The organism is Alistipes senegalensis JC50, assembly GCF_025145645.1.
Lineage (GTDB): Bacteria > Bacteroidota > Bacteroidia > Bacteroidales > Rikenellaceae > Alistipes > Alistipes senegalensis.
In genome coordinates, this window is the sequence record NZ_CP102252.1 from 1,733,765 (window position 1) to 1,748,259 (window position 14,495).

General features: G+C 60.9%; 9 protein-coding genes. 8 read left to right on the forward strand and 1 reads right to left on the reverse strand.

Annotation, left to right across the window (positions count from 1 at the left end; all coding sequences use genetic code 11):
- The 6 genes from NQ519_RS06860 to NQ519_RS06885 are packed head-to-tail and all read left to right on the forward strand — an operon-like array spanning nt 1 to nt 10,093.
- Nucleotides 1-999 carry a DUF5017 domain-containing protein gene (locus tag NQ519_RS06860; protein ID WP_044118784.1) on the forward strand — a complete coding sequence of 333 codons (999 nt, stop codon included), beginning with the start codon at nt 1-3 and terminating at the stop codon, nt 997-999.
- Nucleotides 1,000-1,011: 12 nt separating this feature from the next.
- The gene (locus NQ519_RS06865) at nt 1,012-2,949 is read left to right on the forward strand and encodes a DUF5017 domain-containing protein (protein WP_019151910.1); all 1,938 of its coding nucleotides are present in this window, start codon (nt 1,012-1,014) and stop codon (nt 2,947-2,949) included.
- Between the two features lie 23 nt (nt 2,950-2,972).
- Nucleotides 2,973-4,565, forward strand: coding sequence for a sialidase family protein (locus tag NQ519_RS06870; RefSeq protein ID WP_019151909.1), 1,593 nt, complete (start codon nt 2,973-2,975; stop codon nt 4,563-4,565).
- Between the two features lie 5 nt (nt 4,566-4,570).
- Entirely contained in the window at nt 4,571-6,181 is a 1,611-nt protein-coding gene (locus NQ519_RS06875; RefSeq protein ID WP_019151908.1) for a sialidase family protein, read from the forward strand.
- Between the two features lie 15 nt (nt 6,182-6,196).
- Nucleotides 6,197-8,071, forward strand: a complete 1,875-nt coding sequence (locus NQ519_RS06880) for a sialate O-acetylesterase (RefSeq protein ID WP_019151907.1) — start codon at nt 6,197-6,199, stop codon at nt 8,069-8,071.
- A gap of 9 nt (nt 8,072-8,080) precedes the next feature.
- On the forward strand, nt 8,081-10,093 hold the full coding sequence (locus tag NQ519_RS06885; protein WP_227900991.1) for an FG-GAP repeat domain-containing protein: 2,013 nt from the start codon (nt 8,081-8,083) through the stop codon (nt 10,091-10,093).
- A 68-nt stretch (nt 10,094-10,161) separates the two neighbouring features.
- Here NQ519_RS06885 and sppA read toward each other — a convergent pair whose 3' ends face one another.
- A complete protein-coding gene (sppA, locus tag NQ519_RS06890) occupies nt 10,162-11,928 on the reverse strand; it encodes a signal peptide peptidase SppA (protein WP_026076759.1) in 1,767 nt (588 codons plus the stop codon).
- Between the two features lie 165 nt (nt 11,929-12,093).
- On the opposite strand from sppA, the gene NQ519_RS06895 reads away from it, so the two are divergent.
- Nucleotides 12,094-13,146, forward strand: coding sequence for an Mrp/NBP35 family ATP-binding protein (locus NQ519_RS06895; RefSeq protein WP_019151904.1), 1,053 nt, complete (start codon nt 12,094-12,096; stop codon nt 13,144-13,146).
- A 388-nt stretch (nt 13,147-13,534) separates the two neighbouring features.
- On the forward strand, nt 13,535-14,476 hold the full coding sequence (gene nadA / locus NQ519_RS06900) for a quinolinate synthase NadA (RefSeq protein ID WP_019151903.1): 942 nt from the start codon (nt 13,535-13,537) through the stop codon (nt 14,474-14,476).
- Nucleotides 14,477-14,495 lie beyond the last annotated feature (19 nt).

Genomic DNA, 14,495 nt, shown 5'->3' on the forward strand with positions numbered 1-14,495 from the left:
ATGAAACGAACAATGAAATATCTTCTGTTGTTTTCGGCATTCGCCGTGCTGACGACCGGATGCCGCAAGAACCTCGACGACGTAGACGACGTGCACTTCGACGTATCGCTCGAAGCCGAAACCTTCAAGGTCGGCGAACCCGTCCGGTTCCATTTCAGCGGCAACCCCGACTTCATCATCTTCTACTCGGGCGAGAAGGGCAACGACTACGCCTACAAGGATACCGACCGGATCACGGACAGCGAGATGACCTTCTCCTTCTCCACGACGACCACCGCAGGAACGGCCGGAAACCCCAATCCCTCGCATGTCCCGGTCTGCTATTCCACCGACTTCTCGGGAGAATACACCGAAGAGGCCGTGCGGGCCGCCACGTGGATCGACATCACCGACCGTTTCACGATGCCGACCGACACCGGGATAACCGCTCTGCTGTCGGGCGACGTGAATGTCACCGAATACTTCTCCGACCCGGAAACCCCGCTCTATTTCAGTTTCCACTGGGTAGTCGAACCCTACGACGCCGCGATAAAGAACGGCCGCACGCAATGGAACATCCAGGCGACGAAGTTCAACGGCATAGCCGGAGAGTCGGTCTCCACGCTCTACGATTTCGCCGACATACATTGGCAGCTCGTGCAGGCGGCCTCGTTCGAAGGAGCCACTTCGCTGCCCGACATCAACGCTTCGCGCATCCTTTTCCGCAGCGAGTTCCAGCCCACGGTCTCCCGCGAATGCTGGGCCGTCAGCGGACCCATCTACCGAATGGACCAGATCAACGACGGTCCCGATTTCGGCGTCGGCATCAAGGCGATGGCCGAGGCTTCGCTGAGCAGCTACGCCTACACCTACACCGAACCGGGCGACTATGAAATCGCCTTCGTGGCGGCCAACGCCAACGTCTACGGCCGCAAGGAGGTCATCCGAAAGGTCTCGGTGCGGATTATCGAGGACGAAGGCGGCATCACGCCGCCGCAGCCCGGAGAGTGGAACCAATAAAACGACAAGACCATGACGAACCGCATAACCTTTACGATCATCGCTGCGTCGCTGTTCCTGGCGGCGTGCAGTCAGGACGACACCATGCCGCGCGAAACGCTCCCCGGCGAAAAGCAAGCGGTGCTCTTCTCCGCAGGCGGAACGGCGACGACCCGCACCGAAGTCGGGACCAACGACGACCGGACGCTCTCCATCGCCTGGGCCGAAGCCGACGAAGTGGGCATCTACGGCCGCAATGACGGCCGCTCCTCGGGCGACAACTATGCCTACACAGCCAGCCCCTACAAGAGCGACGCCACACGCTGCTCGTTCTCGGCATCGGACTCCTACGAACTCTTCACGTGGACGAAAACCGCCGCCCAGAGTTACTACGCCTACTATCCCTATGCCAAAATCACGGATCGCACGCCGAATCCCGAGGCCCATCCCTTCTCGCTCCCGGCCCTGCAAACCCAGTCGGAGGGGAACTCCCCGGCCCATATCGCCCGCTACGGGCTGATGACGGCCGCACCGGTGGACATCCCTGCGGGAACCGTGGGCGAAGGAGCGATCCTGTTCAATTTCGCCAACGTCTTCTCGATCGTCGAACTGCGCTTCAAAATGACCGCCGACTGCGCCCTCGCTTCGGTGCCGGTCAAGCAGGTCCGCCTGCTCTCCGACGCCGCGGCGCTCGCCATCCCGGCCGGAACCATCGACCTGACCCGGGCCATAGATCCCGAAGCGGAACTGCCCGTCGTCATCGGGGAGGGGGGGGGTTCGCAGAGCCTCGCGCTGACCTTCGACACGAACCTCGCCGTCACGAAGACGGACTACGCCAGCGCCTATCTGGTGGCGGCTCCCGGAACCCATCCGGCCGGTACGCTCCGCCTCGAAGTGACGGCCATCGACAATTCGATCTACGGTTACACCATCCCCGAACAGGTCGTGCTGCGCCCGAACCGCCACTACACCAAGTCCTATGAGCTTTCGCTCGACGAGTTCGTGCTCTCCGACGAATTCGAGGCGGAAATCCCCGTATTGAGTTGCAAGGTCGGAGAGCCCCTGACGGTTTCCATGACGGGCATCGCCGACCGCGTGGACTTCTGGTCGGGCGAGGAGGGCCACGACTACGCCTATGCGGAAAAAGACCGGATGCAGGAGCCCGATATGACGATGAATTTCATGATGCTGCTCAACAGCGGTACACAACGCCGTCCCGCCAAGGTGATGTACTCGACCGATTTCGACGGCACGATGACCCAGGAGGGGATTCTCGCCGCCACATGGACCGATGTTTCCGACCGGTTCGACATGGAGAAGCCCGTGCACGGCGTCGATCCCGGATACCCCGCCGCCAGCACTTCGACCAAACCCTCCGATGCGGGCACGGCCGACTGCACGGACTGGTTCTCGGGCGAAGGCAACAGCTGCTGGATCGCCTTTTTCTACCACGTGGACAAATACGATGCTAACTACATCGACCCCGAAACGGGCACAGTCGGCAACGGCCGCACCTATTTCTACTCCTACGACATGTGGGTGCGGGCCCAGTACAAGTCGGAGAGCTCCTATACGGAGATCTACCGCCAGAAATATGTGGACGGCGTGAGCGACCCGAGCTATCCGACTTTCGTTCAGGGCCCGACCTTCGATGCCGGCGACGGAACCAATCCGTTCCGACTCTTCGCCTACACAGGCTATCCCTATGTCCTGCGTCTGGGAGCCGCATTCAGACCCACAGTTGACAAGGATTCCTACCTCGTGATGCCGAAGCTGACGCGCCCCGAGGCGAAGAACGTGGGCAAGGACAGCCCCTTCGTGATCAAGGGCTCCGACGACGAGCAGCCCGCAAGCTATCAGTACACGTTCACCGCCCCCGGCACCTACCAGGTAGCGGTGGTCGGCACGGTGACGACCCTGGCCGGAGAAAAACAAATCCTGCTCCGGAAGAGCGTCACCGTCACCGAATAACCCCACTCCGAAAACTCATTACCATGAAAAACAGCATCAAAACAGCGCTTTTATTTCTTCTCGCCGGATTCCTTTTCGGCGCCTGCGAGAAAGAGGACGGCGGTGCCGCGGAAACGCCTCTGCCCGCCGGGGCCGTAGAGGTTCGCGGAACGCTCATCGACATCCGGACGTTCGCAGCCGGAAAGGAGGCGTTCCCCCAGCAATCCGACTATATTTTCGACTCGGACATCGAAACGCTCTTCGATACGCCGCTCTCCTATGCCACCGGGCTCCTGAAAGCCCGCGGTGCCGAGGCTTTTCGCTGCGGCAGCGCCCAAACGGTCTACATGGCCACCACCTCCTCCGGGCTGAACGCCGCAGGGTGGAGCGCCACGGAGAAGAGTTTCACGGTGAACGACCTCATCTATCACCTCTACTCCTACGTCTGCCGCACCCCGGGACAATGGATCGAAATCCCCGATCCGGCCGACCGCGAATATGCCACGATGCTCTTTGCCGAGACCCTGAGCGTCGCCTGCGATCCCGTACCGGGAACCGTCGTCGCACAGGTCCCCGAACTGCGCGGCAGCACCGTCAGCAACGCCTCGATCGCCATCCTCCCCAACGGGAACTATGTGGCTTCGTGCACCGGAGTCACGGACGGCGCGGCGCTCTTCGTGTCGAAGGACCGCGGCGCCACCTGGTCGCTTCTCGTGGAGAACGTCACGGCCCTCAACCATATACGCAACTACTACAACCTCTTCGTCTTCGAGGGCGCGCTCTACATGATGGGCGCCGGCGCCGAAAACCAGAAACTGCTGATTTCGCGCTCGGAGGACAACGGCGTGACCTGGACCGAACCCACCGACGCCACGAACGGCGAACTGCTCACCGGAGGCTTCCACTCGGCCGCCGTGCCGGTGGTGGTCTACGACGGCCGCCTCTGGCGGGCCTGCGAAACGGCCGGAAGCGACACCTCCATCAAACGTCCGTTCGTCATTTCCGCACCCGTCGATGCCGACCTGCTCGACGCGTCGAGTTGGACGAAATCCGACAACCTGATCACCGACAACGAAATGATCGTCAACGAAAAGACCGTCACCGAGCTGATCGAGGGCAACATGGTCGCCACCTCCGACGGTCTCTACAACATCCTTCGGGCCAGCAGCCGGCAGACCAGCCAGCTGGCGGCCAAAGTCACCGTCACCAGCCCGTCGAAACTCACCTTCTCCGTCTCCAACGACTTCATCACCTTCCCCGGGGGCGGCAAGAAATTCACGATCCGTTACGACGAGCAGAGCCGCCGCTACTGGACCCTCTCCAATCCTGCGGCCTCGAAATACGTCGGAATGAAGAACGACGGCCTCTACCTGAACGGCATCACCCGCGACCTGATCCGCAACCGGCTGGTGCTGTGCTACTCGACCGATCTGATCACGTGGGTTCCCTACAAGGTCGTCCTCGAAAACGAAGACCCCTTCTTCCACGGATTCCAATACGTCGATTGGCAGTTCGACGGCAGCGACCTCGTGGCCGTATGCCGCATGGCCTGCCCCGAACGCCGCGGCTTGCCCTACCGCCAGCACGACGCCAATATCCTGAGCTTCCTGCGCATCGCCGACTTCCGAAACCTCTGACCGCCATGCGCCGAATCCGACTGCTCGCTCCGCTGCTCCTGCTTCTCTGCACGGGAAAGCCGCAACCCCTTGCGGCCTCCCCGCGCGGGGAGGGGATCATCGAAGTCCGGGGACGGTTGATCGACATCCGTCAGGCGCAGCCCGGCGCGGAGGTCTTTCCCCAATACAAGCGCAACCGCTTCGGCAAAAGCCTCCCCGCACGGCTCGAAGGAATGACCTATGCCGTCAGCCTGCGGGAGTTCCGGGGCCCCGAAGCGGTGCGGGCGTCAAAGCCCTGCGACCTGCTGCTGGCGCTCTCCGGCGCCCGGCCCGACACGACGCAATGGCTCCCCACGGGCGAGGGATTTTTCGTCGATAAAACCCGCTACCGGCTCTACCGGCGGAGTTACGACACCCCCGGCCGCTGGCTGGAACTCCCGTCGCAGCAGGAGGGGCCCTCCTGCATGCTCTTCGCCGAAAACCTCCGCGTGGCCGGTACGGCGCCCGTTCCCGGGGTGGTCATCGCACAGGTCCGGGAGCTGCGCCGCACGCACATCACCAATCCCAATCTGCTGATCCTCCCCGACGGCAGTTATCTGGCGGCGTGCAGCGGCGCGAACCTCCAGCGGAACGTCGATTTCTACCGCTCGACGAACCGGGGTGCGACCTGGAAACACTGGTCGCGGGGACGCTATCCGATCAATTTCTACACGGTGTTCCTCCATCAGGGTGCGCTATACATGATGGGAACGGCCACGCCTCAGGGCGACATCATCATCTGCCGCTCGGACGATATGGGCCGCACGTGGAGTTTCCCCGACGAAACATGCTCCGACGAAGGCATCCTCCTGCGCGGCAAATACCACTCGGCACCCGTTCCGGTCGTCGTCCACGGAGGGCGCATCTGGCGTGCCATGGAAACCAATACGCCGGGCGAGAAACGCCGGGCGTTCGTCATGTCGGCACCCGTCGATGCCGATCTGATGCAGGCGTCGAGCTGGAGCCGCTCCGAACAGCTCGACTACGACCCCGCGTGGATAGACGGGAACAGGTTCCGCCAGTGGATCGAGGGCAACATCGTCGTCGCCCCCGATCAATCGCTGGTCAATGTCCTGCGGGTGGACGAGCACACCTGCGGCCACTCGGCGGCCATCGTCCGCGTGTTAAGCCCCGAACGGCTCGCGTTCGATCCCCGCAGGGACATCGTCGAAATGCCGGGCGGCGGCAAGAAGTTCACCATCCGCTACGATTCGCTGTCGCAGCGCTACTGGTCGCTCACCTCCGTCGTCTGCGAAGAGTTCCGGGGCCTCGCCCACGGGGGCATCTACGCCAACGGCATCCATTGCGGACTGATCCGCAACACCCTGGCGCTCATCAGTTCGGAGGACCTCCGCCGCTGGGATGTCGAACGCATCGTCATCCGAAGCGACAACCCCTTTTTCGACGGTTTCCAATACATCGACTGGCAGTTCGACGGCGACGACCTGATCGCCGTCATCCGGCTGGCCATGGAGGAGCCCCGCGGCCTTCCGAACCGCCAGCACGACGCCAATTTCCTCGTATTCAAACGCATCGAACGGTTCCGGGAACCCGGAGCGGCCGCCCCCGACAACGTCCGAACCTTGCACAAACCTTAAAAACAAACAGATACCATGAAACACAGCATCCGAAAAGCGCTTCTCCTCGCGGGATTCTGCCTGCTGGGCGCCCTCTCCGCGGCGGCGCAACCGTTCCTCCGGCTGCCGGCCATCATCGGCGACCATATGGTCCTTCAGGAAAAAACCACCGTCAGGCTGCACGGCTGGGCCGATCCCAACGCCACGCTGACGGTCACCCCTTCGTGGGGCGAAGCCGTGACGGTCAAAGTGGGATACGACACGGCCTGGAGCGTCGAACTGACCACCCCCGCCGCCTCGGCGGAACCCCGTTCGATCACCTTCGCCACCAATAAAAAGGCGGTCCGGAAAGTCGATGACATCCTCATCGGCCAGGTATGGCTTTGCAGCGGACAGTCGAACATGAACTGGAGCGCAGCCAACGGCATCGTGGACATGAAGAAAGAGCTCGAAAGCCCGATGAATCCCCGAATACGCCTCTTCACCGTCACGAAGAACAGCACCCCGTATCCGCAGGACGACTGCGAAGGCCGCTGGCAGGTGTGCACCCCCAAAAGCGCCCTCTATTTCAGCGCCGTGGGTTATTTCTTCGGCAAACGCCTCGCCGATGAACTCCAGCAGCCCGTCGGACTGGTCAACTCGTCGTGGGGCGGAACTCCCGTCGAGGTCTGGACCCCCGCCAACGTCATGGGCAAAAACGCACAGATGGTCGCCTCGTGGAAAGAGCAGCCGAAAAGCAAACTCTGGCAGATCGGCTCGCTCTACAACGCCATGATCCACCCGCTGCGTCACACGACCTTCGCCGGAGCCATCTGGTATCAGGGCGAATCCAACAAGACGAACGCCGCACTCTACGGCGATGAATTCACGATGATGATCGAGTCGTGGCGCAAGGTATTCGGCCGGACGCTGCCCTTCTATTTCGTGCAGATAGCCCCCCACGCCCGCGCCGAGGGCGGCACTTCCGGCGCCGTGGTCCGCGAACAGCAGGCCCGCGTCGCCGCGACGGTTCCATCGACGGGCATGGCGGTCATCTCCGATCTGGTGGACGACGTGACGAACATCCATCCCCGCTACAAACAAGGCGTCGGCGACCGGCTGGCCGGCTTCGCCCTCGCCGAAGTCTACGGCAAGAGCGGCCGGAAATACAAAAGCCCGACCTTCCGGCAGGCGGAGTTCCGGAAATCGCAGGTTTACGTCTCGTTCGACAACGCCGAAGGGGGCATCGTCTGCAAGGACGACGCCATCCGCGGACTGGAGGTGTGCGACGCCTCGATGAAATTCGTCCCGGCGCAGGGAATCATCGACGACAAAAACAACCGGCTCGTCGTCTGGAGCAAACAGGTAGCCCGCCCGACAGCCGTGCGCTACTGTTTCAGCGACGGCGCCATCGGCAATCTCTTCGATACGGCCGGACTCCCCGTAGCCCCTTTCCGCAGCGATGCCGACGACAAGGCCGCTCCGGCCCGCCAGCCCGCCGAATCGCTCTCGGGAGCCGCCGTGACGGCTTCGGGCAAAGGTTTCGCGGTGGGGAGTTTCCGCCTCGGCGAAAAGTTCTTCACCAACCGGATTTACCCGTTGACCAAGCTCCCCGAACGCTTCGCCGGCTACGAGATGCTGATACACGACGCCGGGCTGGGCGAACAGATGCTCACCTGCAAAGTGACCGCCCGGGAGAAATGCCGCATCTACATCGCCGTACGCCGCAACAGCCACACGGCCGACGTGCTGAACGGCTGGAAACCCGAACGCGACGACGAAATCCGCTACACCACGCACGACAAAAGCAAGCCCGGCATCCTCGGCATCTACTACCGCGACGTGAAGGCCGGAGAGAGCGTGACGCTCCCCCGCACCAAGGATTTCGCCGGAGTGACGCTTCTGGCGCCGAAAATCGTCTACACGAAATAACCTGACGCCATGAAAAAGACACGTCTTATCCTCGCGGTCCTCTGCGCCCTCACGCTGCAAAGCCTTTGGGCGGCAGGGCCGCTGCAACACGCACGACCCATCGCGGCCGGCGGTGAAGAGGGGCTCGCCCCGATGTCGTTCGGACTGACATACAGCAACGCCCCGCGCGGCTTCGCCTACATCTCCTCGGAGCAATATCCCGATCTTTTCGTCTTCATAGCGAGCGGAATGCCCGACGCCCGGGGATTCTGGCGCTGTCCCTATGACGGGACCACGCCGGAGGGCGAACTCGTATACGCCGCACCGCAACGCGTGGCGACCCCCTGGGACAAGGAGAAAAACTTTCCTTCGCAGATCCGCATCTTCCAGGACGGCAAGGAGGTCTACCTGCTGCGCCTCTCCACGAAACGCCTCGTCGTCACCCGCTGGGACGGCCGGGCTTTCACGACGATCGCCGAAAGCGTGCTGAAAGGCATTCCCTATCCGATAGCGTCGTTCGACTGCATCCGCCGCGGCAAACGCGACATCGAACTGGCGATCCTCTGCCACGACGGACAGTCCTACCGTCCCGAAACGTTCAAGGGCGACCGTCAGTCCTACTACGACGGCGCCGAGATCTACCGCGGAGCGCTGCCCGGATCGGGACTCTTCCGCATGACGCTGGACGCCGGCAACTGGAACCAGATCACCGATGTCGAACAGGTGGGAAACAACATGAACCTCGTCATCGGGGCCAGCGAACTGGCCTGCGTGCGCTCGGCGGACGGCAGCTGCGACGGCTACCTCTTCACCAACAAACTCGGAAGCATGAAGTTCATTCCCTACCGGAAAAAGATTCCGACCGGGGGATTGCCGCCGCTCCACGCCATGCGCGACAACGAACGCATCCGTGTGCATACGGCTTACAGTTCGCGCGTCATTCCCTATCCCTCGGGCCGGAACGACCGGCAGGACCTGATCATCGGCGGCGAAGCGGCGATGTACCGCTACCGCTTCCTGGGCTTCACACCCGAAGGAGCCCCGATCTACTCCGACCCGGCGCCGGTGCTGCAACGCAACGCCCCGCTCTACGGAGGCTCGCTGACGGTGCCCAACGTCGTGGACTGGGACGGCGACGGCGCACTGGACATCGTGGCCGGCAATTCGGAAGGACGGCTGCTCTTCTTCAAGAACCGCGGCACGAACACCGAACCCGATTTCGCCCGTTCGGAGGAGGTCTGCGCCGGAGGCAGCCCGATCCTGCTGCGCCCGGGGTATCATGTCGTGCAGGGTCCTTTCGAGGCTTCGTGGGGCTATCTCTGCCCGACGGTCTGCGACTGGAACGGTGACGGACTGCCCGATGTCGTGGTCTCGGGTTCACGGGCCAAATTCGAGGTGATGCTCAACCGCGGCACCCGCGAGAAACCCGAACTCGACGCTCCCGTGGCCCTGAGCGTGGACAATCTCGAACTCTACGGCACCTGGCGCGTCCGCCCGGCCATCGCCCGGATCGGCGGCAGCAACCGCATCGTCATCATGGACAAGGACAACGCCCTGCACATGTACCGCCAGATCGACGATTTCAACGTCGAGGACATGGGCAAACTCCGCCTGACGGACGGTTCGCAGATCACCGGCCACAACAATGCGATGGAGTCGCTCGGACAGATGGGCCGCGGCAAACTGCGCTTCGTGGACTGGGACGGAGACGGAAAACTCGACCTGCTGATCGGTTCGGTCAAACGGTCGTCGTATCCTTCGCCCGAACGGGGACTTCCTTACAGCCGTTTCAAAAAGAAGGAAATAGGTTTGCAGGTAATGCTGCTGATCAACGCCGGGACCAATGAAAAGATGGTCTTCAAGGAACCCGTCCAGTTGCAGATCGACGGCAAGGATTTCTACCTCGGCGCCCATTCGAACGCCCCCGAACCCTGTATGCTGGGCGACACGTCGAAGGGTCCGAATCTGGTGGTCGGATGCGAAAGCGGCAAATATTTCTTCTTCGAACACGACCGGATCACGACCGTCGGCATCGACGACTGATGCCGTGCCGATAAACGGAAAAAGGCTCTCCGAACAAGTGGAGAGCCTTTTTTCATCGAGCGATAATGCTACCGAATCTCGACCTTGTAGGGCGAGTACATCAGCACGCCCTGCTGGCGGAAGGCTTCGCGGACGGTGTTGTAATCCTTCATCATCAGCCCCAGTTCCGAACGGGTGAAAGCCTCGCGGACGCTCATGTTGAGCGACGCGATGAAAGCTGCGAATCCGGTCGGAGTCTCGGTCACCTCGGTCACACGGTAGTTGTCGCCCAGATCGGCTTTATCCACAGCCAGCGCAATGGCCGTCTTCAGACCGCCGTAGGTGTCGATCAGGCCGATGCCAAGCGCATCCGCACCCGACCAGACCCGTCCGCCGGCGATGTCGAGGACCTTCTCGATGGGCAGGTTGCGGCCTTCGGCCACGTCGTTCGTGAAGGTGGTGTAGACCTTGTCCACGCCGCGCATGATCATCGAGCGCTGGACCGGGGTGAGGGGCTGCGTGGCGAGGAAGCTCGACGAGGCGTTGCTCTGCACGCCGTCGATGGTGATGCCGAGTTTGTTCTTCAATGCCTCGCGGGTGTCGAGGATCATGCCGAAGACCCCGATCGAACCCGTAAGGGTCAGTTTGTCGGCCACGATCACATCCGCCGGGCAGGAGATGTAATAACCGCCGCTGGCGGCATAGGAGCCCATCGACACGACGACGGGTTTCTCGGCCCGGAGCAACTCGACCTCACGCCAAATGACATCCGAAGCCAGCGCGCTGCCGCCGGGGGAGTTGACGCGCAGAACCACGGCTTTGACCTTCTCGTCGTCGCGCACGCCGGCGATCTTCGCGGCCAGCGTGTTGCCGTAGATCTCCTTGCCGTATCCCTCGCCATCGACGATCTGGCCGTCGGCATAGACGATGGCCACCTGGTCGGCGGAGATGTTTTTCAGATCGGCGCCGACTTGCGAAGCGTAGTCGCCCAGCGTGATGAAATCATAGTCGTCGGAGACCCCGAGTTCGGCGAAAACGTCCTCCATCTGGTCTTCATAGAGCAGGCTGTCAACGAATCCGTATTCGAGCGCCTCCTCGGGAAGCGTCACCTGGAGGTTGTCGGTGATCCGGCGCATCTTCACGGAGTCGATGCCGCGGGATTCGCAGACGGCGCCCGAAATGGTTCCCCACATCGAATTGACCAGCGCCTGCATCTGCTCGCGGTTCGCGGCGGACATCTTGTCGAGGATGAACGGCTCCACGGCGCTCTTGTACTTGCAGGCGGTGGGGCGGAACACCTCGGCACGAAGGTCGAGCTTGTCCAACAGCCCCTTGTAGAACATCACGTCCGAAGCCAGCCCCGACCACTCCATGCCGCCTTCGGGCTGCAAGTAGATTTTGTCGGCGACCGAGGCGAGGTAATATTGCCCCTGGGAATAGGTTTCGTTGTAGGCGACGATGAATTTGCCGCTCTGCTTGAATTCGAGGAGCGCTTCACGAAGCTCCTCCAGCAGGGCCGAACCCGTGACGCCGCCCCCGCCGTTCATGCGCAGGTAGATGCCCTTGATGCGGTCGTCGGCCCCGGCGGCCTCGATGGCCCGGAGCGCCTTGAACAGCGACAGCTGCCGCGTGGTTTGGAGTGTCATCAGGTCGATGCCGGCCAGCGGATCGGACGAGGGAGCGTCGGTCAGCACCTCGGAGAAGTCGATTTTCAGGATCGACTCGGGATGCACCGCAACGCTTTTTTCCATCGACCCGGCGATGCCCAGCAGAATGAAAATCCAGAGGAAAAACACCAGGAACGTCCCCACAATGACCGCAAGAAGTCCGGCCAAAAAAGTCTTCACAAAATTCATAATCCTTTATTTATTTGTTCACAAGTCTTTTTTATCAGGAGCAAATATAACGATATTTTACGAAAAACAAATAAAATTTATCGTTTTTCGATAAAAAAGTAAGATATACACCATTAATTCTATAAATATGCGTTATCTTTGTCAAAGACAAACCTTTCTTACTGCATGGAAGAAAAAATCAAACGCCTGCTCACAGCGGTCGTCCATCCCGAAACGGGGCAGGACATCGTTACGAGCGGATTCATCGAACATACGGCCGCCGCGAACGGGAAAGTCACGGTCGTCCTGCGCTTCGCCAAAGCCCGCGATCCGTTCGCGGTGAAGATCAAGAACCAGGCCGAAGCTCTTTTGCGCGAGGCTTTTCCGGACGCCGAAGTGCTGGTGGTCGTCAAGGAGGGCGGCGCCGCACCGCGCCCCGAACCCAAGCAGAACACCACGACGGGCGGCATCGCCAAAGTGATCGCCGTGGCTTCGGGCAAGGGCGGGGTAGGCAAGTCCACCGTCACGGCCAACCTGGCCGTCGCGCTGCGGAACATGGGGTTCCGAGTGGGCATCCTCGACGCCGACATCTACGGACCTTCGCAACCCAAAATGTTCGGGGTAGAAGGGTATGTTCCCGAAGCCGTCTCCGAGGAGGGTGCGGACCGCATCGTCCCGGCCGAGTCGATGGACATCCGGCTGATGTCGATCGGCTTCTTCATCAAACCCACCGACGCCCTGCTGTGGCGCGGAGCCATGGCCGTCAGCGCCCTGAAACAGATGATCCACCAGACCCGGTGGGGTACGCTGGACTTCCTGCTGGCGGATCTGCCCCCCGGCACGGGCGACGTGCACCTCTCGATCATCGGGGAGCTGAAGATCGACGCCGCGGTGATCGTCTCGACGCCGCAGCAGATCGCCGTGGCCGACGTTGTGCGCGGCGTGGAGATGTTCCGCAACGAAAACGTCAACATCCCCGTGGCGGGCATCATCGAGAACATGGCGTGGTTCACCCCCGCCGAGCTGCCCGAAAACCGCTACTACATCTTCGGCCGCGGCGGAGCCCGGGCTTTCGCCGAGCGGAGCGGGGTGGATTTCCTGGGCGAAATCCCCATCGTGCAGTCGATCATGGAAGGAGGGGAGGAGGGACGCCCTGCGGCCGGCATCGACCCCCGCGTCGAGGAGTACTACCGGGAAATCGCCGAAAAGGTGGTTTCAAAAGTGATGAAAAACGGTTGATAACTCCCCCGATAACCTGTCGATAACCGTTGGAAAAAAGGTGAAAAATCGAGGCCCGAAAATTTGCTTTTCAGAAATGAGGAAAGGTATAATCGGTTTTTTCCCGAAACCAAATTTTTTTATGAGAAGTTATGCCGGGGCCGAACCCGACGGAAACGGCACGGAATGTTGAAAACAAATGGCTGTCGGTATGTCCGCAACTATTTTCAACAATTGTTGATTATTTTCCTATTTTTTTGATTTTTAACAGATTAAAATTCGAAATAAGAAACATGAAAAAGAAAAATTGTTGATTGGGAAATAACACTCCCGGTTGTCAACAATATCAACAGCTATTATATCTATTCTTCTTTATTATTTAATTTAATTAAAGGAATAAAAATAAAAAATGAACGTCGAAAACTCCGCCGCACTCACCCGCCGCATCGAGGAACTCAAACGGGAGAAAAAAGCCGTGATCCTGGCCCACTACTACACGACTCCCGAGGTGCAGGCCGTCGCAGACTTCCTGGGCGACTCGCTCGCCCTGTCGGTGAAGGCGCAGTCGGTCGATGCCGACATCATCCTCTTCGCCGGAGTGCACTTCATGGCCGAGACCGCCAAGGTCCTCTGCCCCGAAAAAAAGGTGCTGATACCCTGTCCCGAGGCGGGCTGCTCGCTGGCCGAGTCGTGCGACGCCGCGGAATTCGCGGCTTTCAAGGCGCAGCATCCCGGTCATACGGTGGTCTCCTACGTCAACACCACGGTCGGCGTCAAGGCCCTGACGGACATCTGCTGCACCTCGTCCAACGCCCTGAAAGTCGTGGAGTCGATCCCCGCCGACCAGCCGGTCATCTTCGCTCCGGACCGCAACCTGGGTTCCTATATTCAGAAGCTGACCGGACGGCAGAACATGGTGCTGTGGAACGGCGCCTGCCATGTCCACGAGGAGTTTTCGCTCGAAAAGCTCCTGAAACTCAAACGGGAGCATCCCGAAGCCAAGGTCGTGGCGCATCCCGAATGCCGCGCCTATATCCTCGAAGCGGCCGATTACGTGGGTTCCACGGCGGGTATTCTGGAGTATTGCGGGCGGAGCGACGCGCAGGCGTTCATCGTCGTGACCGAGTCGGGGATTCTGGCCGAGATGAAAAAGCGCTACCCCGAAAAGACCTTCATTCCGGCGCCCCCCGACGACGAGACCTGCGCCTGCAACAACTGCCGCTATATGAAGATGGTGACGCTGGAGAATATCTGTGCGTGTCTTGAAAACGAAGCCCCCGAGATCGTCCTCGACGAGGAGGTGCGCCGCAGCGCCGAACGTTCGATCCGGAACATGATCGCCATCAAATAGACTTTTTCTTCTTTCGGAT

Excerpts from the sequence above, each read along its gene's own strand:
- NQ519_RS06895 (WP_019151904.1), top strand. The coding sequence starts at position 12,094 with ATGGAAGAAAAAATCAAACGCCTGCTCACAGCGGTCGTCCATCCCGAA.
- NQ519_RS06875 (WP_019151908.1), top strand. The coding sequence starts at position 4,571 with ATGCGCCGAATCCGACTGCTCGCTCCGCTGCTCCTGCTTCTCTGCACG.
- nadA (WP_019151903.1), top strand. The coding sequence starts at position 13,535 with ATGAACGTCGAAAACTCCGCCGCACTCACCCGCCGCATCGAGGAACTC.
- sppA (WP_026076759.1), bottom strand. The coding sequence starts at position 11,928 with ATGAATTTTGTGAAGACTTTTTTGGCCGGACTTCTTGCGGTCATTGTG.
- NQ519_RS06860 (WP_044118784.1), top strand. The coding sequence starts at position 1 with ATGAAACGAACAATGAAATATCTTCTGTTGTTTTCGGCATTCGCCGTG.
- NQ519_RS06870 (WP_019151909.1), top strand. The coding sequence starts at position 2,973 with ATGAAAAACAGCATCAAAACAGCGCTTTTATTTCTTCTCGCCGGATTC.
- NQ519_RS06880 (WP_019151907.1), top strand. The coding sequence starts at position 6,197 with ATGAAACACAGCATCCGAAAAGCGCTTCTCCTCGCGGGATTCTGCCTG.
- NQ519_RS06885 (WP_227900991.1), top strand. The coding sequence starts at position 8,081 with ATGAAAAAGACACGTCTTATCCTCGCGGTCCTCTGCGCCCTCACGCTG.
- NQ519_RS06865 (WP_019151910.1), top strand. The coding sequence starts at position 1,012 with ATGACGAACCGCATAACCTTTACGATCATCGCTGCGTCGCTGTTCCTG.